Genomic DNA, 24,413 nt, shown 5'->3' with positions numbered 1-24,413 from the left:
AGATCATCCCGTGCTGAGCAGCCCCCGATCTACAGCCTTGCGGGCAGGGGCGACAGGAACCGGGCGCGGGTGGAGGGGCTGTGGACAACAGCGGGGTTGGGGATAGTGGCGGGGTCGGGGATAGTGGCAGGGTCGGGGATAGTGGCAGGGTCGGGGACGACTTCGGGCGGGACTGGCCGGGGACCGAGGTCGAGGCCATCGCCGTGCAGGAGCGGTTGCGGGGGCGGGTTCGGGCCGCGACGCCCGCGGGATTCCGGCCTCGGACGGCGACGGGCCTGGATGTCCACTACACCGACGTCCTCGTCGCTGCGGTGTGCACGGTCGACCTTGAGACGTTGGAGCTTGTCGACTCGGCTACCTGCCAGGGGCCTGAGAGCTTCCCGTACGTCCCAGGTCTGTTCGCGTTCCGCGAGCTTCCGCTGCTGCTGCGAGCCCTGGACAAGCTGACAACCCCACCGGAAGTCCTTGTCTGCGACGGCCAGGGGTTGGCTCATCCGCGCCGGTTTGGGTTGGCCTGTCATGCGGGCGTGCTCACGGGCATCCCGGCTCTAGGCGTGGGCAAGAACGCGCTGGGCGACTTCGAGCAGCCGGGGCCGCGTAGAGGCGACTGGTCAGCGCTGACTGACGGCGGTGAGGTTGTCGGGCGGGCGTTGCGCACGCAGGACAACGTCAAGCCGGTGTTCGTGTCGGTCGGCCACCTGGTGGACCTCGACACCGCCACTGACCTGGTGCTCACCCTCGCGCCGCGGTACCGCCTGCCGGAGACGACCCGGCAGGCGGACCACCTGGCGCGGAGCTAGGACCTGGCATGCGCGTCGAGGATGTGCGCGACCGCCTCGGTGACTTTTTCGGCTTGTTTCACGTGAAGCCATTCGTCCGGGACGTGGGCGTTGCTGTCCGAGCCGAGGGCGCCGGTGATGACGAACTGGGCGTCCGGGTAGAGCCGGGCGAGCAGGCCCATGAACGGGATGGAGCCGCCGAGGGACACCGTCTGCCACGGGTTGCCGAAGACCTCGTCGGACAGCGCGTCCAGGCTGGCGCGCAGCCACGGCGCCAATTGCGGGGCGTTCCAGCCGTCCGCGGCCTCGGTGCGCGACAGCTCGACCGTGGCGCCGTAGGGGACGTCCGAGGTCAGGGAGTCGCGGACGGCTTCGAGGGCGGCTGCGGAGTCCGCGGTCGGCGGGAGGCGGAAGCTCAGCGTCAGCGTGGTGAACGGGCGCAGGACGTTGCCCGCGTCGACCGGCACCGGGAAGCCGTCCGCGCCGATGACCGACAGCGTCGGGCGCCAGCCGTTGTTCAGGACCAGCTCGACCTCGTCCTGGTCCACCGGCTGGGTGTCGGCGTGCAGGGGGAACACCGTGCGGAACGTGCCAGGCGCGGCGGCCACCGACTGCGCGGCCTCGTCGGCCCGGTCGTCCGGGATGTCGACGTGCATCTCCTTGATCAGGATCTCGCCGGACTCGCTGTCCTCGATGCGGTCGAGGAGCCTGCGGATCACCCGGAACGAGCTCGGCACGATCCCGCTGGCCAGGCCGGAGTGCTGACCCGCGTCCAGAACACGCACAGTCAGGTCTACCGACGCGAGTCCGCGTAGCGAGGTCGTCAGCCACAGGCGCTTGTAGTCACTACCGCCGGAATCCAGGCACACGACCAGGGAGACCTGACCGAGCTGGTCGGAGAGGTGTTCGAGATAAGCGGGCAGGTCAGGGCTACCGGACTCCTCGCCGGTCTCCAGCAGAAGCACACACCTGCTGTGCGAACCGCCGCCCGCGCGAACGGCCTCGATCGCGGCGGTGGCCGCGTACCCGGCGTAACCATCGTCCGCGGAACCGCGCCCGTAGAGCCTGCCGTCGCGCAAGACCGGCTGCCACGGTCCGAGGCCCTCGCTCCACCCGCCCACCGGGGGCTGCTTGTCGAGGTGCCCGTAGAGCAGCACGGTGCCCTTGTCGTCACCGGTGGCGGGGACGTCGAGCAGCAGCACCGGGGTGCGGTCGGGCAGGGAGACCACCTCGACGCGCGCACCGGGGATGTCGCGCGCGGTGATCCAGCCACGCAGGTGCTCGACGGCGGCGTCGAGGTGCCCGTTGGCGGCCCAGTTACCGTCGAAGTGCGGCGAGAGGGCGGGTATCGCGACGAAGTCCGACAGGCTGGGCAGGATCTCTGCCTCCCACAACTCCCGGACGGTCTGCTGCACGGCTGTCTTGTCCACGGTCGCGATACTGCCACCAGAACCGGCGGCCGACCCCATCACCGCCGGTCGTCTCAGGGGTTCATCAGGCTGGGTCGGGCAGGGTCGGGGTCGGCGCGCGGCCGGATCAGTTCCCGCACCGCGCCGCGCGCCCCACATGTGACACAGGTCACCGGCAGGTCACGTGCCGGTCGCGGGCGTGTCAACCGCGTCCACGTGAGCTGCCGCGACCCCCCTCTCCTGGGACCCCCTACGGTCGGTGGTCCAAGCGTTTTCGCAGCTCAACGACACCCTGTGGACAAATCAGGGCGTGCGCGGGCTCACTGCTGCACACTCTCCCGTGTCAGGATGTGAGAGCAACGCCGTCAGTGCCGACGGCGGCCAACGCCCCAACCCAACGGCGGTGGTGGCCGGCCGGCGCGGCCGTCCGCCGTCGCCACGAGCGACTGCGCGGCACAGACACGAGGAGAACGCGCATGTCGTCCCCAGAACAGTGGACGCACCCGGAACCCCGGGAAGGGCCTGCCGCAACGGCAGCGGCCCCGTCAGCAGAGCAGGTGATCGCGGGTTTGCGTGCGACCAGTGAGGGTGGACCGGAACTGGTCCAACTGCTGACGCCGGAGGGCGAGCGGGTCGAGAACCCCGAGTTCGACCGGTACGTCGCCGATGTCACGGCAGCGGACCTGCGTGCGCTCTACCGGGACATGGTCCTGGTGCGCCGCGCGGACCGGGAAGCCAACGCGCTGCAGCGCCAGGGCCAGCTCGGCATCTGGGTCCCGCTGCTGGGCCAGGAGGCCGCGCAGATCGGCGCCGGGCGCGCGCTGCGCGACACCGACATGGTGTTCCCCAGCTACCGCGAACACGGCGTCGCCTGGTGCCGGGGCATCTCCCCGAAGGAGATCCTGGGCATCTTCCGCGGCACCGACCACGGCAGCTGGGACTCCAACGCCAAGCGCTTCCACCCCTACACGATCGTGATCGGCAACCAGGTGCTCAACGCCGCCGGTTACGCGATGGGGCAGCGGTTCGAGGGCAAGGTCGGCGACAGCGACAGCGAAGCGACCATGGTCTTCTTCGGCGACGGCGCCACCAGCCAGGGCGACGTGCACGAGGGCTTCGTGTGGGCGGCGGTCTACGACGCGCCGCTGGTGTTCTTCTGCCAGAACAACCAGTGGGCCATCTCCGAGCCGACCGAGCGCCAGTCCCGGCTCCCGCTCTACCAGCGCGCCCGCGGCTACGGCTTCCCCGGCATCCGGGTCGACGGCAACGACGTCCTGGCGACCCTCGCGGTGTCGCGGTGGGCGCTCGACGAGTGCAGGCACGGCAACGGCCCGGTGCTCATCGAGGCGTTCACCTACCGGATGGACGCGCACACCACGACCGACGACCCCACCCGCTACCGGCACTCCGACGAGTTGGAGGCGTGGAAGCTCAAGGACCCAATCGAGCGGGTCCGGGTGAACCTGGTCCGGCACGAGCACGCCGACCAGGACTTCTTCGACTCGGTCCAGGCCGACGCGGACGCACTGGCGGCCGACCTGCGCGAGTTCTGCTTCACCATGCCCGAGCCGCCGGTCCGGCAGATGTTCGACCACGTCTACGCCGAGGCCAGCCCGTTCGTCGACGCCCAGCGCGACGAGTTCCTGGCCTACCAGGCCAACTTCGCCGGAGGTGAGCACTGATGGCCGCACCCGTGATCAGCAAGCCGAGCGGGTCCGCGACCACCCAGTCGCTCACCCTGGGCAAGGCGCTCAACCTCGGGCTGCGCACCGCCATGGAGGCCGACCCGAAGGTCATCGTGATGGGTGAGGACGTCGGCAAGCTCGGCGGCGTCTTCCGCATCACCGACGGGCTGCAGAAGGACTTCGGCGAGCACCGCGTGCTGGACACGCCGCTGTCGGAGTCCGGCATCATCGGCACCGCGGTCGGCCTGGCCGTGCGCGGGTTCCGGCCGGTGTGCGAGATCCAGTTCGACGGGTTCATCTTCCCCGGCTTCGACCAGATCGTGTCCCAGGTGGCCAAGCTGCACGCGCGGACCCTGGGCCGGGTGCGGGTGCCGCTGGTGATCCGGGTGCCCTTCGGCGGTGGCATCGGCGCCGTCGAGCACCACTCCGAGTCGCCGGAGTCGTACTTCGCGCACACCGCGGGCCTGAAGGTCGTGGCCTGCTCCAACGCCGTCGACGCCTACTGGATGATCCAGCAGGCGATCCAGAGCGATGACCCGGTGCTGTTCTTCGAACCCAAGCGGTACTACCACTCCGGGTTCATGAAGGCCGAGGTCGACACCACCGCCACCCCCGACCCGCTGTTCGCCTCGCGCCTGGTGCGCGCGGGCAGCACGGCGACCGTCGTGGCCTACGGGCCGTCGGTGAAGGTCGCGCTCGACGCGGCGACCGCGGCCGAGGAGGAGGGGCGCTCGCTGGAGGTCATCGACCTGCGGTCGCTGTCCCCGCTGGACCTGCAACCGGTGTTCGAGTCGGTGCGCAGGACCGGTCGGCTCGTGGTGGTCAGCGAGGCGCCGTCGGAGGCGTCGCTGACCTCGGAGATCGCCGCCAGGGTGCAGCAGGAGTGCTTCTACTCGCTGCAGGCCCCGGTGCTGCGGGTGACCGGGTTCGACACCCCGTACCCCCCGGCCAAGCTCGAGGAAGACTTCCTGCCCGACCTCGACCGGGTGCTCGACGCCGTCGACCGCTCACTGGCCTGGTGACCCGTGCCTGACTTCAAGAGCTTCCCGCTGCCCGACACCGCGGAGGGGCTGACCGAGGCCGAGATCCTGAACTGGCACGTCCAGCCGGGGGACACGGTCACCGTCAACCAGATCATCGTCGAGATCGAGACCGCCAAGGCCGCCGTCGAGCTGCCCTGCCCGTGGGCCGGTGTGGTCACCGAGCTGCACGTCCAGCCGGGGCAGACGGTGGACGTCGGCACGCCGATCCTCACCATCGACGTCGACCCCGGCGGCGTGGCGGCGCCCGCTCCCTCGTCGACCCCGGCTCCGGCCGCGGCCGACGAGGAGGAGATGAAGCCGCTGGTCGGCTACGGCGCCAAGACCGTCACCGCCAAGCGGCGCGCCCGCAAGGGTCCCGCCGTCCCGGTCGAGGCCGCCGCGGCCGCGGCGCAGAGCACGGTGGCGGCCGCGTTCGAGCACCACCAGGGCCCGGTGCCGGACAGCCCGCCGCCGAGCACCCCGGTGCGGCCCGCCATCCCGGTCGTGCCGGACAGCCCGGCCGCGCTGGTGGACCTGCCCGGCGGGTACGTGCCGCTGGCGAAGCCGCCGGTCCGCAAGCTGGCCAAGGACCTGGGCGTCGACCTGCGCAAGCTCGCCGGTACCGGTGACCGCGGCGTGATCACCCGCGCCGATGTCGAACGGGCCGCGACCAACGGCTCGGTCGTGCCGGAGCCGGCACCGGTCGGTGGCCCGGTCCGGGAGCGCGGCGAGCGGCGGGTGCCGATCAAGGGCGTCCGCAAGGTCACCGCGCAGGCCATGGTCGCCAGCGCTTTCACCGCGCCGCACGTCACGGAGTTCCTGACCGTGGACGTCACGCCGATGATGGAGCTGCGCGCCAAGCTCAAGGACCACCCGGACTTCCGCGGCGTCAAGCTCACCCCGCTCGTGTTCTGCGCGAAGGCACTGGTGACCGCGATCAAGCGGACCCCGGAGGTCAACAGCAGCTGGGACGAGGCCGCGCAGGAGATCGTCTTCAAGGACTACGTGCACCTGGGCATCGCGGCGGCGACACCGCGCGGCCTGATCGTGCCGAAGATCCGCGATGCCGACACCCTGTCGCTGCGCGAGCTCGCGGTGGCCCTGGAGTCGCTGACCACCGTCGCGCGGGAGGGCAAGACCCCGCCTGCCGACATGGTCAACGGCACCATCACGATCACCAACGTCGGCGTGTTCGGTGTGGACACCGGCACCCCGATCATCAACCCGGGCGAGTCCGCGATCCTGGCCTTCGGCGCCATCCGCGACACCCCCTGGGTGGTCGACGGCCAGATCACCATCCGCAAGGTCTGCCAACTGGCCCTGAGCTTCGACCACCGCCTGGTCGACGGCCAACAGGGCTCGGAGTTCCTCGCCGCGGTCGGCGCCCTCCTGGCCGACCCGGCACTGGCGATCACGTACTGAGTCCGAAGTTCTGACAGCGCGGGGCCGTGGGAGTCACCTCCCACGGCCCCGCGTCGTTCACCGGCAACGAGCCTGCTGCCTGCCTGATCGGTGCCGGCACGGCCTGCCGCTCCACGTCGGCGGCAGACGAGGTTGTGATCATGGAATACCGTGCCGGTCGTGACCTCGGATGACTGGTTGGCCGACACGCGAGCCTCGTACGACACGGTCGCGGTCAGCTATGCCGACCAGTTGCGCGACGCCATCGCCGGGGACCCCTACCTCCGCGCCGCTCTGGCGGTGTTCGCCGACCAAGTCCGGGCCGCGGGTGGGGGGCCAGTGGCGGATGTCGGCTGCGGCCCCGGACACGTCACCGCCCACCTGCAAGGACTCGGTGTCGACGCGTTCGGCATCGATCTCTCCCCGGGGATGATCGACGTGGCCCGGCGGGCCCGCCCCGACCTGCGGTTCGAGGTGGGCTCGATGACCGACCTGCCCCTGCGCGACGCCTCGGTAGCGGGCCTGCTCGCCTGGTGGTCGTTGATCCACATCCCCGACGACGAGGTACCGACGGTCCTCGCGCACTTCCACCGGGTACTGCGCCCAGGCGGACCGCTGCAGCTCGGGTTCCACGTCGGTGACACCTCGCGGGTGAAGACCGAGGGCTACGGCGGCCACCCGATGGCGGTCCACGTGCACCGCCGCAGGCCGGACGAGGTGGCTGCCTGGCTGCGCGACGCCGGGTTCGAGATCGAGGCCCACTGGCTGTGCGGCCCGGACGAACAAGTTCCGCAAGCACTTCTCTTCGCACGCCGCCCCGCCTGAGGTCGGCGCCCGCTCACCGGGTCGCAGCGAGGTCGGACATGGCGGCTTGCAGGACGCGTTTGGCTTCGGCGAGGCCGTCGTCGTCGATGAGGTCGCGCAGGCAACGGCAGTCGCCCAGGTCGCGGCCTTCGGCGGCGCACAGGTAGACGCCGAGTACCCGCAGGGAGCGGGGCAGCAGGTCGTCGGTTCCCAAGTCGCTGTGCCGTCGGGCGACGTGCCGGGTGACCTCCATGGCGACCGGGCCGGGGGCTTGGGCGCGGGTCGCGGCGTCGTCGGTCGCGGCGAGTTGGGCGAAGCGGGTGCAGGTGGACGAGGCGTCGGAGCCGGTGAGGGCCTGCCAGGTGTCGGGTGGGATGGCGAGTCGGGCGCGGGCGGCGACGACGGCCTGCCACTGCTCGGTGGCGATCCGGACGCCCTCGGTCCTGGTCGCGGCGCGCATCGGGGTGCGGGGTGCGCGGGTCGTCTGCCGGGGGACGGCCGGGGGTGCCGGTGTGGCGAACAGCAGGCCGAGCCAGGTGTGGGCGCGGCAGCGCTTGCCGCGCCGGGACACCGGGGCGCCGCAGGGTTCGCCGTCGTCGGTCTTTGTGCTGCCGCAAACCGCCACGGGTCGCATGGTCCGGGTTCGGCGCCTGGCTGTCACGCGGCGTCCCCCGAACAGGTCACGGCAGGTCGAAGTGGCCGAGGAGCCCGGCCGCGAAGGCGATGTCGCCCTTGACCTTCACCCGGCCCGACAGGAACAACACCGGTAGCGCCGCGGCACCGGTGACGGCGCGCAGGAAGTCGGCCGGGTCGATGGTGATGGTGACCCGGGGGTCGGCGGTCGGGTCGGGGCCGGAGGTGCACCGGCCGCGGTCGATCACCGTCTCGAACCGGTCCTCGCCGTCGGGGCCGGTGAACCGCCAGTGGACGACCGCGCGCAGGTCGTCGGCGGCGAGGTGCTCGGCCATCCGGCGGAACAGCTCGGCGAACACGACCGGCCGCAGGTCGGGGTGGGCCACCAGGGCGTCGACCTGCTCGCGGGAGGCGCGGCCGAGGAAGCGCAGGAAGGTCTCGGTGCGCATGGCGGCCAGGTCGATGCCGGTGCCCGCGTCGCCGAGCACGTGCAGGACCTCGATGAGCTGCACGAACTGCTCGGCGGTGAGCCGCGCGGGGTCGACGGCGTCCGCGAGGCCGTCGAGGTCGACCACGGTCACCGGGGGCAGCCGGTTCCAGCGCCGCCGCCTGCTCATCGGCGCCGGGGGTCGTCAACCCGGCGCGGGGTGATCGCCCGACCGATACCATCCCGCAGTGGACACCTCCCGTATCTACTGAACGGTAGGCTACGGGCGGGTAGGTAGGTCGGCAAGAGCAGCGGGAGGTCCGGCGTGAGCGTCGACGAGGAGCGTCGACCGGCGCGCGCGAAGCGGCTGCCCCGGGAGGTCCGGGAGCGGCAGATCCTCGACGCCGCGGTCACCGTGTTCTCCCGGCACGGCTACCACAACGCGTCGATGGACGAGATCTCCGACGTCGCCGGGGTCTCCAAGCCGATGATCTACGCCTACCTCGGGCACAAGGAAGACCTGTTCGCCGCCTGCATCCGGCGCGAGGCGTCGCAGCTGATGGAGGCCATCGCGGGCGGGGTGCGCGCCGAGGCCCCGCCGGACATGCAGCTGTGGCACGGCCTGCGCGCCTTCTTCCGCTTCGTCGGCGACCAGCGCGAGAGCTGGCGCGTCCTGCACCGCCAGGCCACCTCCCAGGGCGGCCCGTTCAGCGAAGAGCTCCTGGCCATGCGCAGCCGGGCGATCACCCTGGTCGACGCACTACTGGTCCGCTCCGCCACCAGCCGCGGCCTCGACGAGACCGCGACGAAGTCCACCGAGGCCCTGGCCGCCGCCCTGGTGGGCGCGGGCGAGTCCCTGGCCGACTGGTGGCTGGACCACCCGGACGTCCCCGAGAAGGTCGTCGCCTCCTGGCTGATGAACCTGGTCTGGATGGGCCTCGGCAACCTCGTCGACGGCGCGGTCTGGACCCCGACCGGCGAGTAGGCGCTACGTTGGCCCCCCGGCCTCCACGATCGTTGACCCCCACGCGCCCCCGAACAACGTTGACCAACCACACGCCCCTCTCAGGCGTTGGCCCCAACCCGCCCCTCTCAGGCGTCGGCCCTAACGTGCCCTTCTACGACGTTGGCCCCACACACGCCCGTCGCAGTCGTTGGCCCCTACGTGCCCCTCTACAACGTTGACCCCCACGCGCCCCCGAACAACGTTGACCAACCACACGCCCCTCTCAGGCGTTCGCCAACCACCCGGCCCTCACAGACGTTGGCCACACGCGCTCCTCGGAGTCGCTGGTGCCAAGCCGGCTCGATGGGGCGGACTTGTTTTGTGTGGGGGAGCAGTACCAGTAGCGTTGTTCGCGGCAGGGCCTGCTTTTCGGCCCCTGCTTTGCGGTCCTGCCACGGGTGCTGTCGGGGCCCCGCGCAAAATAAGTTCGCCGCATCGAGCAAAGCTCGAAACTCGCGCCAGGCCAATGCCGAAGGCGAGGCGTTCACCATCGACGCCGCAGGCGAGCACGAGAGCCGGATCCCCTCAGCCCAAGATCAAACCCGCCAAAGCACCCCCCGATATACAGCTTACCGGCGCACACCGACAATCCGGGCCGAGCGAACCAGCCCCTGTGGACAACCTCCGCCCACAAGATCAAACCACCCCAAGCAGCCCCGTTTTCCAGCCTAACGAACCACCCCACCCCACCGGAACACCCAACCCAGCCCCTGTGGACAGCCCCACCCCATGTGGACACCCACCATCAGAGCGAACTGATAACCCCACTCAGATAAGGCCGAGTCCCACCAACATCAGTCAGCCCAAACCGCCCAGTCCCGTGGTCTGCGTAGAACCCCACCACCGCAGGCAACATCACCGGCAACTTGAACCGAACATCCACCTCAAACCCACCAGGCAACCGCCCCTCAAACGCAGCCAAACACCGCGCCTTGCTCCACATCCCATGCGCGATCGCCCGACGAAAACCAAAAGCCCGAGCAGCCAACGGATGCAGGTGGATCGGATTGCGATCACCCGACACCGCCGCATACCGCCGCCCGATATCTCCAGGAACGCTCCAACGCGAACCAGGCAACGGCACCGAATCCTGAACGGGACTCCCAGCGCCAGGCCCACGACGCAAGTACGTGCTCGTCCCGTGCCACACTACAGCCCCGTCCACCGCGGCAGAACTGATCATGTCGAACTGCGTCCCCTTGGGGTGCGGCCGCAGGTTCTCCACGTGCACCCGCAGGTCAACTCGCTCCCCAACCCCCACCGGGCGGTGTTGCACGATCCGGTTGGCCACGTGCACCGACCCGATCAGCGGGAACGGGAAGTCGGCATCCGTCATCAACCTGACCTGCAAGGGAAAAGCCACCACGTGCAGGTAAGTCGCAGGCAGTTCGTCGCTCAGTCGAAATCCGCAGACTTGGCTGTACGAAGCCAAGTGCCCCGCGTCCACCGCGACACCGACCCGCTCATAGACCCGAGCAGGCAACTCGCCGCCGCGCTTGGTGAATCCGGTTAAAGCCTTGAGGTAGAGGCCGCCCAGCCCAGAAGACATCACGCCCCCAGCAGGCTCTGGCCGCAGACGCGGACGGTGTTGCCCGAGAGGGCGCCTGAGGCGGGGTTGGCGTACCAGGCGATGGTTTCGGCGACGTCGACCGGGAGGCCGCCTTGGGCGAGGCTGTTCATGCGGCGGCCTGCTTCGCGGATGACCAGGGGTACTGCGGCGGTCATCTTGGTTTCGATGAAGCCGGGAGCTACCGCATTGATGGTGATGCCGCGTTCCGACAATGCCGCTGCGTGGGCGTTGACCATGCCGATGACGCCTGCCTTGCTGGTGGCGTAGTTGGATTGGCCGGTGTTGCCCGCTATTCCGGCGATCGAGGAGACGCCGATGATGCGGCCGCCGTCGTGGAGTACGCCTGCCAGGAGTGCGGTGTTGACCCGTAGTTGGCTGGCCAGGTTGACCGAAAGCACCGCGTCCCAGGCGGTGTCCTTCATGTTGGCCAGCTTCTTGTCCCGGGTGATCCCCGCGTTGTGGACCACGATGTCGACGCCGCCGTGGCGGGTGAGCAGGTGGTCGGCGAGGCGGGCGGGGGCGTCGGGGGCGGTGATATCCAGTTGGAGGGTCGAGCCGCCGACGTGGTTGGCGACCTCGGCTAGGGCGTCGCCCTGGGTGGGGACGTCCAGGGCGACCACGTGGGCGCCGTCGCGGGCCAGTACCTCGGCGATGGCGGCGCCGATGCCCCGGGACGCACCGGTCACGAGGGCGACCTTGCCCGCCAACGGCACCGTCCAGTCGTCCGGTTCCACCGCTGTGCCACCGAAAGCGCCGATCCGGATCACCTGCGCGTCGACGTACGCGGACTTGCCGGACAGCAGGAACCGCAGGGTCGACGCGATGTCCCCCTCAGCACCTGGCTCCACATAGACCAGTTGGACCGTCGCGCCGCGCACGAGTTCCTTGCCGACCGAGCGGACGAACCCCTCCAGGGCGCGTTGGGCGATCAGCTCCTCAGCGTCGGCGATCCGCTCCGGCGGCGTCCCCAGCACGACAACCCGCCCGCACGTCCCGACCGACCGCAGCACCGGGTTGAAGAAGTCGTACAGCTCCCGGAGTTGCTCTACGAGAGTGATCCCCGTGGCGTCGAAGACGAGCGCGCCGTAGACATCCGCGTCGGTCCGGACCTCGACCCCGGCGGCCTGGCACACGGCGGCGACGTGCTCGGTCAGGCGGCCGCCGGGGGCGGAGCCGAGCAGCGCGGGACCGTCCAGCACCGGGTCGCCGGGGCGGTGCCTGCGCAGCGGGGTCGGGTTCGGCAGGCCGAGCCGCTTGACCAGGACCCGGCCGAGGCCGGAGTTGCTGAACCGCTGGTACCGGTCTGCCATCGGGGCGCGCCTCCTAAACTACTCTTGAGTAGGTTAGGATCGTAGCGCAATCCCGACCCCTCGTTCAGGAGGACGCCATGGCCCCGAGTCCCGTGCGCCGAGTGGCGGTCCTCGGCGGGAACCGCATCCCGTTCGCCCGGTCCAACGGCCCGTACGCGCGCGCGTCGAACCAGGACATGCTGACCGCCGCGCTCGACGGTCTGGTCGCCCGGTTCGGCCTCCAGGGGCAGCGGCTCGGCGAGGTCGCCGCGGGCGCCGTGCTCAAGCACAGCCGGGACTTCAACCTGACCCGCGAGTGCGTGCTGGGCAGCAGGCTCTCCGCCGACACCCCCGCCTACGACGTCCAGCAGGCATGCGGGACCGGCCTCCAGGCCATCGTCCAGGTCGCGAACAAGATCGCCCTCGGCCAGGTCGACTCGGCCGTCGCGGGCGGCGTCGACACGACCAGCGACGCTCCGCTCCAGGTCAACGAGGACCTCCGGCGGATCCTGATCTCGCTCAACAGCGCCAAGTCCGTGGGTCAACGACTCCGGCTGCTCGCCAAGATCCGCCCCGGCCACATCGTCCCGGACATCCCGCGCAACGCCGAGCCGCGCACCGGCCTGTCCATGGGGGAGCACGCGGCGTTGACCGCCCAGCGGTGGGGGATCAGCCGGGAGGCGCAGGACGAACTGGCCGCCGCCAGCCACCAGAAGTTGGCCGCCGCCTACGACCGCGGCTTCTTCGACGACCTGGTGACCTCCTACCAGCGCCTGACCCGCGACCAGAACCTCCGCCCGGACTCGACGGCCGACAAGCTCGCCAAGCTCAAGCCCGCCTTCGGCGGCGAGAACGGCACGATGACCGCGGGCAACTCCACCCCGCTCACCGACGGCGCCTCCGTGGTGCTGCTCTCCAGCGAGCAGTGGGCCAAGGAGCACAGCTTCCCGGTGCTGGCCTACCTGACCTTCAGCGAGACGGCCGCGGTCGACTACGTCCACGGCGACGAGGGCCTGTTGATGGCGCCCGCCTACGCCGTGCCGCGGATGTTGGCCCGCGCCGGGCTCACCTTGCAGGACTTCGACTACTACGAGATCCACGAGGCGTTTGCCTCCCAGGTGCTCGCGACGCTGGCCGCGTGGGAGGACGTCGAGTTCGCGAAGGACCGGTTGGGGCTCGCCGAGCCTCTTGGGGCGATCGACCGGTCGAAGCTCAACGTGAACGGCTCGTCGCTGGCCGCGGGGCACCCCTTCGCCGCGACCGGCGGCCGGATCGTGGCGACCCTGGCGAAGCTGCTGCACGAGCGCGGGTCCGGCCGCGGCCTGATCTCGATCTGCGCGGCGGGCGGCCAGGGCGTCACCGCGATCCTGGAGAAGTAGCGGACTCTACGGCTATCTACCACCAGCTCTAGAGAGCCCGACACACGTCAAGCGGCCGGGCACGCCGAGGGAAATATCGGGCTGGCACTAGACACCCCGATACCGTCGCAGGATGGACCCGGTGCGCAACCCCTTCGCCCCCGGCGCGGGTCAGCGCCCACCGGAGCTCGCGGGCCGCGAGAAGGAGCTCCAGGCGTTCGAGGTCGTGCTGGAGCGGGTCGCCAGGGGCAGGCCGGAGCGCAGCCTGGTGCTGACCGGCCTGCGCGGGGTCGGCAAGACGGTCCTGCTCGGCGAGCTGCGGTCGATGGCCGTCCGGCGCGGCTGGGGCGCGGGCAAGATCGAGGCCAGGCCGGACGCGGACCTGCGCCGCCCGCTCTCGGCTGCCCTGCACCGGGCGATCCGCGACCTCGCCGTGCGCCACCGGGCGCCGGAGCGGGTGGAGCAGGTGCTCGGCGTGCTCAAGGCGTTCGCGCTCAAGTCGAACCCGGACAGCGCCAAGCTGCGCGAGCGGTGGCAGCCGGGCATCGATGTGCCCGCCACCCAGGGCCGGGCCGACTCCGGCGACATCGAGATCGACCTGGTGGAGCTGTTCACCGAGGTCGCCGAGCTGGCCCAGGACGTCGGCACCGGGGTCGCGGTGCTCATCGACGAGATGCAGGACATCGGCGCCGACGACATCTCCGCGCTGTGCGCCGCCTGCCACGAGCTGTCGCAGTCCGGCGCGCCGCTGGTCGTGGTCGGCGCGGGCCTGCCGCACCTGCCCGCGCTGCTCTCGGCGAGCAAGTCCTACTCGGAGCGGCTGTTCCGGTACGTGCGCATCGACCGGCTCGACCGCGCCGACGCCGACCAGGCCGTGCTCGTCCCGGTCGACCGGGAGCAGGCCGGGATCACCCCGGACGCCCTGGCCGCCCTCTTCGAGCGCTCCGGCGGCTACCCCTACTTCATCCAGGCGTTCGGCAAGGCCGCCTGGGACGCCGCGCCCGCCGACCCGATCACCGCGGAGGACGTGCTCGTCGCGGCACCCGAGGCGGAGGTGGAACTGGCGGTCGGGTTCTTCGGTTCGCGCTACGAGCGGGCCACCCCGGCCGAGCGGGAGTACCTGCGGGCGATGGCCGAGCTGACCGACGGGAAGGACGAGAGCGCCGGGACCTCGGACATCGCGGTGTTCCTCGGGCGCAAGCCGTCGTCGCTCTCGCCCGCGCGCGACAGCCTGATCAAGAAGGGCCTGGTCTACTCCGCCGAGCGCGGCCGGATCGCCTTCACCGTGCCGCACTTCGGCCGCTACCTGCTGGGCATGGAGGAGTGACGCCGCTTCTGGCGCACTCTCGCACTATCTAGCTCAGATCCTAGATATCTCTATACACCGCGATCGACCCTCGCGGCGTGCTCGCGCGCGTTAGCACGTTGTTCGCCAGGTCACAAGAAACCGGACACTATCCGGTGAGCTCCAGGTCACTACCGATGATTCATCGGCGTGTGCGCCAGTTCACCGGACAGATGCGTGCTTTCCTCGGCCAGAAGGTGCATACTTGAGCCATGCCACTCAGCCAGAGCGGTTAGCAGGACCTCAGAGGGGAAGCAAGCGCAATGAACGTGACCGCGAAGATCCGAGCCCGCCGCGCCCAGGCCCGCACGCGCAAGGCCGTGAACCGCGCGATCGACCAGGCCGCCACGCCCGCGATGCGCCACGAGCTGATCGCTCTCGCGCAGACGCAGAACGTCTGGCGCTAACCACAAGCGAGCACCGGAGGTGTGATGCAGGGCACATCTCCGGTGCGTTGTAACAAGGCCGGGGCGCTACACGATGTTCCGGTTGACCCCGTAGTGCTGGCGGACCCCCGACCTGGCAGCACTACGGGGTTTCCTTATGTCCCAAGGCTCTCGCCGCGACCTGGGGTTCCCGCCGCGATCACCGCTCCGCCCGACGGGCGTCGGAGCGCCGCGGCACTGGACCGGGTCCGGCCGCCGGGACACCGCGCGTCGCACACCCCGCCGGGAAGTGGCCCGGTTCGCCCATCGGCGAACGGCACCGCCACCCCGCCGCGGAGTTCACCCGTCCGCTCGCCGGTCGACCGTTTGCCGTCGATCAAGTGTCGGCCGCGCACGACCAACGGAGCGTGACCGGATTTCACCTGTCACCGTGGGATTGCGCCGTGTGGATGAAGTGGACACGGGCACCGAGCGTCGTCACGTTGCTCCGCCTGGATTGCCGGGTATGACCTCGATTGGGCCGACCGCGTCGGCACTACTCCACCCGTTCAGTTCTACAGCCGACTGATGGCGGTTGTCGTAGGCCATCCGCAGTAGCAGTGGGTCAGGACATCACCCGATAGGTGAGGGGGATCACAAGGATGCCGCTCACCGACGAACACGCTCCGCTTATCGTCTACTAGCCAGTAGTTACCTACCCGTCAACGCTCAAGCGCGAAACTGGTCGGTAGTCGCAGTACCACGAAGGAGCCTGACACCTTGGCCGTGACAGGAACGGAGTCCGTGGGCACGGATGTCCGTCGCACGTTGCACCTCACCTTCGAAGACCCGGCACTCCCGGCACGGCCCGTGCCACGCCGGGCGGTGGACCGGGCCAGAGCCGACGTCGTCGGCAAGGCAGGCCGGGTCAACACCGTCCACCGGGTCGAGTTGGCCGACGCCGTGAACCGGGTCGGCAGCACTACCGAGGTCCCCACCGCCGATAGCACTGACGCCGCCGAGCAGGTCGAGACCCCTGTGGTCGAGACCGCGGCCGCGCCGGTGCGCCGCCTGAGCCCGCACGCGCGGGCAATGGTGTTCGCCGAGCGGTTGCTCGGCAGTTGGGCGCCGACGCTGCACCTGGCGATGCTCCTGCTCGCCTGCGTCAGCGCCGGTCTTGTCGTGCTCGCCGTGTTGGCCGGGATCGTGCCCGCGCTGTTGAGCGCGGGACTGCTCGTCGCCATCGCCGCGATGCGCCGCTGATCGATGCCGAAGGGGCGGGGTCCGGACAACCACCGGACCCCGCCCCTTCGCCCGTCCTAGTGCGCGGCGACCGGCCGCAGCTCCGCCGAGTCCTCGTCGACGTGGTAGTCGGCTGGCTCGGTCTGGTCGATGCCGTTGAACACCTTGAGCTTCCTGGCGACCAGGGTGATCAGCACGGCCACCACCAGGTTTGTCACCAGGGCAACGAAGCCGACGTAGATCTGCACCGTCGACCCACCGAACGGGTGCCAGCCGAACAGGTTCAGCTCACCGAGCTTGAGCGCGGACGCGCCGAAGTGCTTGCGCTTGCCGTCAGCGCTCGGGATGTTGAAGAGCATGATCATTCCCCAGCCCATGCCCGCGATCCAGCCGCCGATCAACCCCCAGATGTGGAACCACCGGGTGTAGAGCGCGATCGCCACCGCAGGCAGCGTCTGCAGGATCATCACGCCGCCGATGAGCTGCAGGTCGATGGAGAACTGCGGGTCGATGAACAGCACGAAGGCCACCGCGCCGAACTTGACCACCAGCGAGGCGAACTTGGCCTGCTTGGCCTCGTCCTTCGGGGTGGCGTCGCGGCGGATGTACTCCTTGTAGATGTTGCGGGTCCACAGGTTCGCCGCCGCGATGGACATGATCGCCGCGGGCACCAGGGCGCCGATGCCGATGGCGGCGAAGGCGATCCCGGCGAACCAGGCCGGGAACTGACCGGCGAACAGGTTCGGGATGATCGTGTTGGTGTCCGGGTTGCCGGTGGCCTGGTTGATCAACGGCTTGGTGCCCGCCGCGATCGCCACGAAACCCAGCAGCGCCAACAGCCCCAGCAGCAACGAGTACGCGGGCAGCGCCGACATGTTCCGCTTGATCACCTTGCGGCCGCGCGAGGCGAGCACGCCGGTGAGCGAGTGCGGGTAGAGGAACAGCGCGAGCGCGGACCCCAGCGCCAGGGTCGCGTACTGCAACTGGTTGTTGGCGTTGAGCAGCAGCCCGTCGCCCGGCGCAGGCGTCGCCTTGAACTTCGCGTCGGCCGCGTCGAAGATCGCGCCCCAGCCGCCGAGCTTGATCGGCAGGTACACCACGGCCACGATGATCACGAGGTAGACCAGGATGTCCTTGACGAACGCGATCAGCGCGGGCGCGCGCAGCCCGGACTGGTAGGTGTAGACCGCCAGGATCACGAACGCGATGAGCAGCGGCAGGTGCCCGACGATGCCGGACCCGTTGAGCCCCAACGTGCGCAGCACCGCCTCGAGCCCGACCAGCTGCAGCGCGATGTAGGGCATGGTCGCCACGATCCCGGTGATCGCCACCAGCAGCGCCAGCACCGACGAGCCGTAGCGGCCGCGCACGAAGTCGGCTGGGGTGACGTACCCGCGGGCGCGCGAGACCGACCAGATCCGCAGCAGCGGCATGAACGCCAGCGGGTACAGGATCACCGTGTAGGGCAGCGCGAAGAAGCCCGCCGCGCCCGCGCTGAACATGAGCGCGGGCACCGCGACGAAGGTGTAGGCCGTGTAGACGTCGCCGCCGATGAGGAACCAGGTGATCCACGAGCCGAACTTGCGGCCGCCGAGACCCCACTCGTCGAGGTGGTCGAGGGTGGCGCCCGCCTTCCACTTGGCCGCGACGAACCCCAGGACGGTCACCACGCCGAACAGCACGACGAAGACGACGAGCTCGGTCCACCTCATCGGCCTGCCCCCTCGTCCAGGGTGTCCACGTCGCGGTCCGGTCCCGGTGCGGGAGTCGTGGGTTTGTCCTTGGTCATGACGAAGACGATCGCGGTGGCCAGCACGCCGACGGCGACGCCCGCCAGCTGGAACCAGTAGTAGAACGGCATGCCGAACAGCTCGGGGCCGGTGCGGTTGAAGATCGGCGTGATGAGCAGTCCGAGTGGGAGCAGCAGCAGCAGCAGGTTCCACGAACTCCAGCGGATGCCGGAGTGGCCGGGTTGTGTCATCGGTGTCTCGCTCTCCGTGACGGGAGTGGTGCCGCGACACACTAAGGCCCGAGCGGCCGTTTCGTCACCAGGTAACTCGCTGTGAGTCCATTTGGCCGTTTGTTGGCGACCGATCGCGCCAGCCCGCAGGCGGCTGTCCACCGCTCTCCACAGGCTGTGCACAACCCTGTCCACAGCTTGTGGACAACTCTGCGACGGCTGTGACGTGTGGGACCAACGAGTAGGTCCGGGCCCGCGCCGAGCTGTCCCCAGGTCGATCCCCGGTCAGTCCACAGCTCCGGGCACCCGGGTGGCGAGCTGGTCGGCGACGATCAGCAGGCACGGCAGGCACCGGGCACCCTCATGCGACCGGGTGACCTTGGCGTACGGGACGGTGTGCGCGCAGGCGGCCTCGACGAAGCTCGCGGGCCGCTCCCCGGCGGGGAAGGCGTGCACGCGGTCGTCGTACCCGGACCGCTGCCAGCGCCAACGCTGCTCCGGCATCGAACACACCTCCCAGTCCTGGCTCACCTGTCCAACCTCGGGCGAACGGCGCACACTGTCCCAGATCGGGCACGACTCGGCTGTGACCCACAGAACAGCGCCCACGCAAAACCGGCCCCCACCACGTGAAGTGGTGAGGGCCGGTTCTGTGTATTGGCTCTTAGCCCAACCGCTGCTTGAGCGACTCCAGCTCGTCGCGGAGCGGGGTCGGCAGCTTGTCGCCGATCTTGTCGAACCACTCCTCGATCAGCGGCAGCTCCGCGCGCCACTCCTCGGCCGAGACCTCGAGCGCGGCCTCGATGTCGGCGCGGTCGCCCTCGACGCCGTCCAGGTCGAGCTCGTCGGCGGTGGGCACCCAGCCGATCGGGGTCTCCCGCGCGGCCGCCTTGCCCTCGATGCGCTCGATGGCCCACTTGAGCACGCGGCTGTTCTCGCCGAACCCGGGCCACAGGAAGCGCTTGTCGTCGCCGCGGCGGAACCAGTTGACGTAGAAGATCTTCGGCAGCTTGGTCGCGTCGGCGCGCTTGCCGGTCTCGATCCAGTGGTTGAAGTAGTCACCGGCGTTGTAGCCGATGAACGGCAGCATCGCCATCGGGTCGCGGCGCACGACGCCGACCGCGCCGACCGCGGCCGCGGTGGTCTCGCTCGACAGCGTCGCACCCATGAAGGTGCCGTGCTGCCAGTCGCGGGACTCGGTCACCAGCGGGATCGTGGTGGCCCGGCGGCCGCCGAAGAAGATCGCCGAGATCGGCACGCCCTGCGGGTCGTCCCACTCGGCGGCCTTGGTGTCGCACTGGTCGATCGGGGTGCAGTAGCGCGAGTTCGGGTGCGCCGCCTTCTCCGTCGACTCAGGGGTCCAATCGGCCTTCTTCCACGAGGTGAGGTGCTCCGGCGCCTCGCCGATGCCCTCCCACCAGATGTCGCCGTCGTCGGTCAGCGCGACGTTGGTGAACAGCGAGTTGCCCTTGGCGATGGTGCGCATCGCGTTCGGGTTGGTGTGGTAGTCGGTGCCCGGCGCCACGCCGAAGAAGCCGTTCTCCGGGTTGACCGCGTAGAGGCGACCGTCCGCGCCGAACCGCATCCAGGCGATGTCGTCGCCGATGGTCTCGACCTTCCACCCCGGGATGGTCGGGTCGAGCATGGCGAGGTTGGTCTTGCCGCAGGCGCTGGGGAACGCCGCCGCGACGTAGTAGACCTTCTCCTCGGGCGAGGTCAGCTTGAGGATCAGCATGTGCTCGGCGAGCCAGCCCTCGTCACGGCCGATGACCGAGGCGATGCGCAGCGAGTAGCACTTCTTGCCCAGCAGCGCGTTGCCGCCGTAACCGGAGCCGTAGCTCCAGATGAGCCGCTCCTCCGGGAAGTGCACGATGTACTTGGTGTCGTTGCACGGCCACGCGACGTCGGCCTGGCCCGGCTCGAGCGGGGCACCGATGGAGTGCAGCGCGGGCACGAAGTCGCGCTCGGTGCCGTCGGCGTCGATGAACCGGTCCAGCGCCTTGGTGCCCATCCGGGTCATGATCTTCATCGAGACCACGACGTACTCGGAATCGGTGATCTCCACGCCCAGCATCGGGTTGTCGGCGTTGAGCGGACCCATGCAGAACGGGATCACGTACATGGTGCGACCGCGCATCGACCCCCGGTACAGCTCGGTGAGGGTCGACTTCATCTCCGCCGGGTCCATCCAGTTGTTGGTGGGACCGGCGTCGGCCTCGTCGACCGAGCAGATGTAGGTGCGCTCCTCGACCCGCGCGACGTCGTTGGGGTCGGAGGCCGCGTAGAACGAGTTCGGCTTCTTGTCCAGGCGGGTGAAGGTCCCCGCGTCGACCAGCTTGTCGGTGAGCCGGGTCCACTCTTCCTCGGACCCGTCGACCCAGACCACCTGCTCGGGGGCGGTCAGTTCGGCGACCTCGCGCACCCACGCCAGGAGTCGTTTGTGCGTCGTCGGTGCCTGGTCAACGCCAGGGATTGTCACTGCCGTCATCTCGCCTCGTCTCCTGACTGAACGCCGAAATGCCGATCAGGACGCCACCGAGCTGACCGGGACGGCGACGTCCTAACCGAATGGCTGAGCCCCCGCCCATGTGGAGCGGGTGCGTGCCGTGAAGGAATGCATATGAGGCTAGCGGGGTGACGGCGAGGTAACCGATACCTTGCCTGTCGGTTCTCTCACAAGAACGATAAGGGAATCGATTCAGTACCCACTTGCGAGCCGCTAAATCGACCGATCGGACGTCCGGATACCGGACAGTCGTGACCCACAGTGAGCTCGCACCCGGTTGACCTGGGCAAACGGGGCCGGAAAAGCAAGATCCCGGCACGCGTGGGCGCACCGGGATCTCACCGAACGTGGTCTGCGATCAGCGGGTGGGAATCATCTCGCCCGCTGGTCGTAACGCCGGGACTCAGCCCTGCCAGTTGGCGTCCGAGCCGGAGGTCTTGCCAGCGGAGTCCGACTCGTAGGAGCCGTCGGCGTTGATGTGGCCGGTCTCGACGGTGCTCCACTCGTCCTCACCGGTGTGCTGGGCCACGGTCACGTCGCCGTCGGCCTCGATGACGACGGCCTCGTCGGCGCCACCGTCACCGTCGCTGTCGGTGAACACGTAGGTGTTGCCCTGGTCGTCGGTCACGACGGCGGTGTCGTTGGTGCCGTCACCGTCCGCGTCGTACTGCGCCTCGCCCGCGTCGACGTCACCGGACTTGGTGTCGACGGTGATGTTGTCCCCGCCGTGACCACCGTTGTTCACCGGGGTGGCGGCGTCGTCGTCGCTGCCGGACTTGGCACCGCCGTGCTCGTCCGCACCGTCGCCGCCGGGGGCCTCGACGGAACCGGAGTTGGCCTCGGTCCACTCGCCGGACGCCTCGTCGTACTCGGCGGCCGCGAGCACGTTGCCCTGCTCGTCGAGCTGGATCGCGGTGTCGGCGGTGCCGTCGCCGTCGGTGTCGGCGAAGGCGACGTAGCCCTCTTCGGTCTGCACGACCGCGGTGTCGTTGTCACCGTCCTGGTCGTAGTCGAAGTTCTCCTGAACCTCGTACTCCTCGCCACCGACCTCGACGGTCAACTCGTCGTGGCCCGCGTCGGCCGTGGTGTCGGTCGCGGTGTCGTCGGCGCCGGTCTCGTCAACGTACACGGGTAGCCCCCTCTGGCTGATCCCTTGGCGGGATGCTCAATGGCTTGTTGTTGGCGGTATGACTGACGCTTCGCCCCGCTGGTTCCCGCCGTTACGCGGTTAGTTCTTGTCGCGAACGGACCGGATACCGGCAAGGAGCCGCTCCGCCCGTTCTCGCCCGGCGACCACGTCTGTCAGGCGCTTGTTTACCACGGTGACGCGCTTCTGCCGCTCGCTCACGTCAAGTCGTAATGCTTTGTCGACCTCGCGCAGCTGCTCCTCGATCCCGCTGATCCGCTTGCCGAGCGCCTCGTCGAGGGCAAGGGAGAGCTGGGATTCCGCGTCGATCAACTGCTCGGACACCAACTGGTCCAATGTGGACCTCGCGTCGGCGATGGAGTCGTTGAGCCACAGCTTCATGTGCTGCTTGTCCGCGGTGTGCTTGCGGGTGCGCGCGATCCACCACCCGGCGCCCAGGCCGATGACGATGGTGGGCACCAACAGGATCGGCGCCGCGATCGCGCCTGCCAACGGGATGACGGCCATCTTGCCCGCGCCGATGCCGCCGGAGACGCCCATGAACACCAGCAGCTTGTCCTCGGCGGTCGGCAGCCGCTTCTCCGCGGCCCGCAGCACCACCTGCGAGGTACCGGCGCGGGCGAACTGGCCGCGGATCACCTCCAGCTCGTCGGCGCTGAAGAGTTCACTGAGGACGGAGTCGGCCACCTGGTTGAGCCTGCCGCCCACCGACTCCGACACCTTGCCGCTGACCATCTGCATGGCGGCGTCGACGTGCGCGGGCAGCCCCCTGAGCTGGTCGCGGTCGGCGGCGTCGATGGCCTGGCGGAACCAGGACTGCAGGTCGCGCATCTGGCGGCTGACCTCGTGCGCGTTCTCCAGCCGGGCGCGCTGCACCTCGCTGCGCAGCTTGACCTGCCAGCCCCTCGTCGACGAGCGGCGCTCCGCGGTCAGCTCGTCCTTGCGGGCGCGCAACGCCTCCGCCTCGGCCTCACCGGTGGTCAGCGCGCGGCGCTCGTTCTCCAGGGTCACCTTCAGCTCACCGAGCGCGGACGACAGCGCACGCAGGGTGTTGGCCTCGCCGAGCATCGCCGAGCGGCCGACCAGCAAGCCCTGCAACGATTCCACGAGTTCGGCGATGCCGGAGCGCTCCTTGAGCATCGCGGCCGCCTCGGGGGTGGGTGCCTTGCCCGCCAGCTCGAACATCCGCGAGGAGACCGGGTGGAAGGTGGCGTCCTTGAACCGCGGTGCGTGTTCTGCCAACAGGGCCTGGTTCGCCTCGAGGACTTGCCGCCAGCCGCGGTAGGCATCCACTTTGGACAGGACGAAGACCACGGTCTCCACCCGGTCGCCGACACCGGCCAGGAACGACAGCTCGCCGACGGTGAAGGGAGCCGAGGCGTCGACGACGAACAGCAGCGCGGTGGCCGACGCGGCCGCCTCGATCGCCAGCTCGCCGTGCGCCGAGTCGAGCCCGCCCACCCCGGGGGTGTCCACGACGACCAGCTTCTCCAGCAGCGGCACCGGACCGTCGACCTCGACGTAGCGCGGCGGCAGCTCCCCGTCGGGCAGCTCGTGCGCCGCCGACACCCAGTTGACCAGCTCGGCGATGTCCACCGGCACCGGCGCGAGCTGCCCCGGGTAGCAGGCGCGCGCCTCCCACTGCTCCGCGTGGCCGAACACCAGGTAGGTCGCGGTGGCCACGTCGGCGTCCACAGGGGACAGGCCAGGCGTGTCGATCATGGCGTTGACCAGGGAGCTCTTTCCCCGGTTCGTCTCACCGACGACCACGACCGACGGTTTCTTGCGCCTGCGCGCGCGGACCTGCTCCACCCACTGCGCCGACTCCGGCGCGGCCTCGCGGAGCAGGGTGAGCAGCTGCTCCCTGGTCTGGGCGACCTGCTTGGGCAGCGAGACCTTGGGCTGGGTCATGCGGTGCCGACCCGGCCGGTGTAGACGGTGACGATCGGCGGCCGCAGCAGCTGGCCGCGGTCGCTGAACCCCACCACCTCGGTCTCGGCGACGGTGCCCTGCAACGCGGCGTCCTCGGTGACGAGCGTGCCGCCCGCCTCGTGGAACGCCGGGTCGAACCGGTCGCCGTCCGGCCGCACCGCCCGCACCCCGACCGCGGCCAACCCCTCCTCGATCCGTTCGGCCACCCCGGAACTGCGCGCCCGGTCGTGTGCGTACAGGCACAGCGACACCAGCGACAGCCGCTCGGCGATGGCCTGGTCGTAGACCTCCGGCGCGATGCTCACCAACGCGGGCTCCACCCGGAAGTCGTCGCTGAGCTCCTCCTGCGGCACTGCGTCCCCCTCCTGCTCGACGACCCGGTCCGCCTCGCGGTCGACCTCGGCGATCACCGCGGCCCTGACCTCGATCGTCGAGTCCTCGTCCTTGCGCTTGTTCTTGAACCAGGAAGCCATCCGCCTCACCCAGCCTGTCGGCGCCCGTGTGCCGCCGAATCGTATAGCCGGCCACGGCGC

The 24,413-nt window shown here is 69.7% G+C and carries 22 protein-coding genes; 10 read left to right on the top strand and 12 right to left on the bottom strand.

What is annotated here, in order from left to right:
- Positions 1 to 80 precede the first annotated feature (80 nt).
- A complete protein-coding gene (locus tag CLV68_RS03945; RefSeq protein WP_211346425.1) occupies positions 81 to 800 on the top strand; it encodes an endonuclease V in 720 nt (239 codons plus the stop codon).
- Here the strand turns inward: CLV68_RS03945 and CLV68_RS03940 are convergent.
- Positions 797 to 2,218, bottom strand: coding sequence for a M20/M25/M40 family metallo-hydrolase (locus tag CLV68_RS03940; protein ID WP_121390946.1), 1,422 nt, complete (start codon positions 2,216 to 2,218; stop codon positions 797 to 799). The genes CLV68_RS03945 and CLV68_RS03940 overlap by 4 nt on opposite strands.
- A 446-nt stretch (positions 2,219 to 2,664) precedes the next feature.
- Between CLV68_RS03940 and pdhA the strand changes: the two genes are divergently transcribed.
- The 4 genes from pdhA (at position 2,665) to CLV68_RS03920 (ending at position 7,121) form a co-directional block, all read left to right on the top strand.
- Entirely contained in the window at positions 2,665 to 3,870 is a 1,206-nt protein-coding gene (gene pdhA / locus CLV68_RS03935; protein WP_121389203.1) for a pyruvate dehydrogenase (acetyl-transferring) E1 component subunit alpha, read from the top strand.
- Entirely contained in the window at positions 3,870 to 4,895 is a 1,026-nt protein-coding gene (locus CLV68_RS03930) for an alpha-ketoacid dehydrogenase subunit beta (protein WP_121389202.1), read from the top strand. Before pdhA ends, CLV68_RS03930 begins: the two co-directional genes overlap by 1 nt.
- Positions 4,896 to 4,898: 3 nt before the next feature.
- Positions 4,899 to 6,317 (top strand): dihydrolipoamide acetyltransferase family protein, encoded by a 1,419-nt coding sequence (locus CLV68_RS03925; protein ID WP_121389201.1) that lies wholly within the window; start codon positions 4,899 to 4,901, stop codon positions 6,315 to 6,317.
- 159 nt (positions 6,318 to 6,476) lie between these two features.
- Positions 6,477 to 7,121: a class I SAM-dependent methyltransferase gene (locus CLV68_RS03920; RefSeq protein ID WP_121390945.1), complete on the top strand. Its 645-nt coding sequence runs from the start codon at positions 6,477 to 6,479 to the stop codon at positions 7,119 to 7,121.
- 13 nt (positions 7,122 to 7,134) lie between these two features.
- Here CLV68_RS03920 and CLV68_RS03915 read toward each other — a convergent pair whose 3' ends face one another.
- Positions 7,135 to 7,725, bottom strand: coding sequence for a hypothetical protein (locus CLV68_RS03915; protein WP_121389200.1), 591 nt, complete (start codon positions 7,723 to 7,725; stop codon positions 7,135 to 7,137).
- A gap of 55 nt (positions 7,726 to 7,780) precedes the next feature.
- Positions 7,781 to 8,350, bottom strand: coding sequence for an SCP2 sterol-binding domain-containing protein (locus tag CLV68_RS03910; protein ID WP_121389199.1), 570 nt, complete (start codon positions 8,348 to 8,350; stop codon positions 7,781 to 7,783).
- Between the two features lie 135 nt (positions 8,351 to 8,485).
- Here CLV68_RS03910 and CLV68_RS03905 point away from each other — a divergent pair, with 135 nt between their 5' ends.
- Complete coding sequence (locus CLV68_RS03905; RefSeq protein WP_121389198.1) at positions 8,486 to 9,145, top strand: TetR/AcrR family transcriptional regulator; 660 nt, start codon at positions 8,486 to 8,488, stop codon at positions 9,143 to 9,145.
- A gap of 766 nt (positions 9,146 to 9,911) precedes the next feature.
- Here the strand turns inward: CLV68_RS03905 and CLV68_RS03900 are convergent.
- Together CLV68_RS03900 and CLV68_RS03895 are read right to left on the bottom strand one after the other, a co-directional pair.
- Positions 9,912 to 10,715, bottom strand: a complete 804-nt coding sequence (locus CLV68_RS03900) for a MaoC/PaaZ C-terminal domain-containing protein (protein WP_121390944.1) — start codon at positions 10,713 to 10,715, stop codon at positions 9,912 to 9,914.
- Positions 10,715 to 12,046: a 3-oxoacyl-ACP reductase gene (locus CLV68_RS03895; protein ID WP_121389197.1), complete on the bottom strand. Its 1,332-nt coding sequence runs from the start codon at positions 12,044 to 12,046 to the stop codon at positions 10,715 to 10,717. Before CLV68_RS03895 ends, CLV68_RS03900 begins: the two co-directional genes overlap by 1 nt.
- Before the next feature lie 77 nt (positions 12,047 to 12,123).
- On the opposite strand from CLV68_RS03895, the gene CLV68_RS03890 reads away from it, so the two are divergent.
- The 4 genes from CLV68_RS03890 to CLV68_RS03880 all read left to right on the top strand — a co-directional run bounded on the left by CLV68_RS03890 (position 12,124) and on the right by CLV68_RS03880 (position 16,356).
- Positions 12,124 to 13,404 (top strand): acetyl-CoA C-acetyltransferase, encoded by a 1,281-nt coding sequence (locus CLV68_RS03890; RefSeq protein WP_121389196.1) that lies wholly within the window; start codon positions 12,124 to 12,126, stop codon positions 13,402 to 13,404.
- 112 nt (positions 13,405 to 13,516) lie between these two features.
- Positions 13,517 to 14,710, top strand: a complete 1,194-nt coding sequence (locus CLV68_RS03885; RefSeq protein ID WP_092782127.1) for an ATP-binding protein — start codon at positions 13,517 to 13,519, stop codon at positions 14,708 to 14,710.
- A gap of 281 nt (positions 14,711 to 14,991) precedes the next feature.
- A complete protein-coding gene (locus tag CLV68_RS33660; protein WP_170224059.1) occupies positions 14,992 to 15,135 on the top strand; it encodes a hypothetical protein in 144 nt (47 codons plus the stop codon).
- 762 nt (positions 15,136 to 15,897) lie between these two features.
- Positions 15,898 to 16,356, top strand: coding sequence for a hypothetical protein (locus CLV68_RS03880; protein WP_147459870.1), 459 nt, complete (start codon positions 15,898 to 15,900; stop codon positions 16,354 to 16,356).
- 56 nt (positions 16,357 to 16,412) lie between these two features.
- Here CLV68_RS03880 and mctP read toward each other — a convergent pair whose 3' ends face one another.
- The 7 genes from mctP to grpE form a co-directional block, all read right to left on the bottom strand.
- Entirely contained in the window at positions 16,413 to 18,047 is a 1,635-nt protein-coding gene (gene mctP / locus CLV68_RS03875) for a monocarboxylate uptake permease MctP (protein ID WP_121389194.1), read from the bottom strand.
- Positions 18,044 to 18,316, bottom strand: a complete 273-nt coding sequence (locus CLV68_RS03870; protein WP_121389193.1) for a DUF3311 domain-containing protein — start codon at positions 18,314 to 18,316, stop codon at positions 18,044 to 18,046. Before CLV68_RS03870 ends, mctP begins: the two co-directional genes overlap by 4 nt.
- A gap of 264 nt (positions 18,317 to 18,580) precedes the next feature.
- The gene (locus CLV68_RS03865; protein ID WP_147459869.1) at positions 18,581 to 18,799 is read right to left on the bottom strand and encodes a hypothetical protein; all 219 of its coding nucleotides are present in this window, start codon (positions 18,797 to 18,799) and stop codon (positions 18,581 to 18,583) included.
- 160 nt (positions 18,800 to 18,959) lie between these two features.
- Positions 18,960 to 20,783, bottom strand: coding sequence for a phosphoenolpyruvate carboxykinase (GTP) (locus CLV68_RS03860; RefSeq protein WP_121389191.1), 1,824 nt, complete (start codon positions 20,781 to 20,783; stop codon positions 18,960 to 18,962).
- Positions 20,784 to 21,204: 421 nt separating this feature from the next.
- Positions 21,205 to 21,930 carry a DUF6802 family protein gene (locus tag CLV68_RS03855; protein WP_121389190.1) on the bottom strand — a complete coding sequence of 242 codons (726 nt, stop codon included), beginning with the start codon at positions 21,928 to 21,930 and terminating at the stop codon, positions 21,205 to 21,207.
- A 99-nt stretch (positions 21,931 to 22,029) separates the two neighbouring features.
- Positions 22,030 to 23,859 carry a dynamin family protein gene (locus CLV68_RS03850; RefSeq protein WP_092782149.1) on the bottom strand — a complete coding sequence of 610 codons (1,830 nt, stop codon included), beginning with the start codon at positions 23,857 to 23,859 and terminating at the stop codon, positions 22,030 to 22,032.
- Positions 23,856 to 24,353, bottom strand: coding sequence for a nucleotide exchange factor GrpE (gene grpE, locus CLV68_RS03845; protein ID WP_121389189.1), 498 nt, complete (start codon positions 24,351 to 24,353; stop codon positions 23,856 to 23,858). The genes CLV68_RS03850 and grpE overlap by 4 nt, the downstream gene beginning before the upstream one ends.
- Positions 24,354 to 24,413: the final 60 nt, after the last annotated feature.

It is taken from the genome of Actinokineospora cianjurensis (assembly GCF_003663795.1).
Classification (GTDB): Bacteria; Actinomycetota; Actinomycetes; order Mycobacteriales; family Pseudonocardiaceae; genus Actinokineospora; species Actinokineospora terrae.
The sequence above is the reverse complement of the archived record's forward strand: the minus strand, read 5'-3'. Positions and strand labels throughout refer to the sequence as shown.

Coding starts and splice junctions, on each gene's coding strand:
- pdhA (WP_121389203.1), top strand. CDS start 2,665: ATGTCGTCCCCAGAACAGTGGACGCACCCGGAACCCCGGGAAGGGCCT.
- CLV68_RS03930 (WP_121389202.1), top strand. CDS start 3,870: ATGGCCGCACCCGTGATCAGCAAGCCGAGCGGGTCCGCGACCACCCAG.
- CLV68_RS03910 (WP_121389199.1), bottom strand. CDS start 8,350: ATGAGCAGGCGGCGGCGCTGGAACCGGCTGCCCCCGGTGACCGTGGTC.
- CLV68_RS03900 (WP_121390944.1), bottom strand. CDS start 10,715: ATGTCTTCTGGGCTGGGCGGCCTCTACCTCAAGGCTTTAACCGGATTC.
- CLV68_RS03895 (WP_121389197.1), bottom strand. CDS start 12,046: ATGGCAGACCGGTACCAGCGGTTCAGCAACTCCGGCCTCGGCCGGGTC.
- CLV68_RS03890 (WP_121389196.1), top strand. CDS start 12,124: ATGGCCCCGAGTCCCGTGCGCCGAGTGGCGGTCCTCGGCGGGAACCGC.
- CLV68_RS03885 (WP_092782127.1), top strand. CDS start 13,517: ATGGACCCGGTGCGCAACCCCTTCGCCCCCGGCGCGGGTCAGCGCCCA.
- CLV68_RS33660 (WP_170224059.1), top strand. CDS start 14,992: ATGAACGTGACCGCGAAGATCCGAGCCCGCCGCGCCCAGGCCCGCACG.
- mctP (WP_121389194.1), bottom strand. CDS start 18,047: ATGAGGTGGACCGAGCTCGTCGTCTTCGTCGTGCTGTTCGGCGTGGTG.
- CLV68_RS03870 (WP_121389193.1), bottom strand. CDS start 18,316: ATGACACAACCCGGCCACTCCGGCATCCGCTGGAGTTCGTGGAACCTG.
- CLV68_RS03865 (WP_147459869.1), bottom strand. CDS start 18,799: ATGCCGGAGCAGCGTTGGCGCTGGCAGCGGTCCGGGTACGACGACCGC.
- CLV68_RS03860 (WP_121389191.1), bottom strand. CDS start 20,783: ATGACGGCAGTGACAATCCCTGGCGTTGACCAGGCACCGACGACGCAC.
- CLV68_RS03850 (WP_092782149.1), bottom strand. CDS start 23,859: ATGACCCAGCCCAAGGTCTCGCTGCCCAAGCAGGTCGCCCAGACCAGG.
- grpE (WP_121389189.1), bottom strand. CDS start 24,353: ATGGCTTCCTGGTTCAAGAACAAGCGCAAGGACGAGGACTCGACGATC.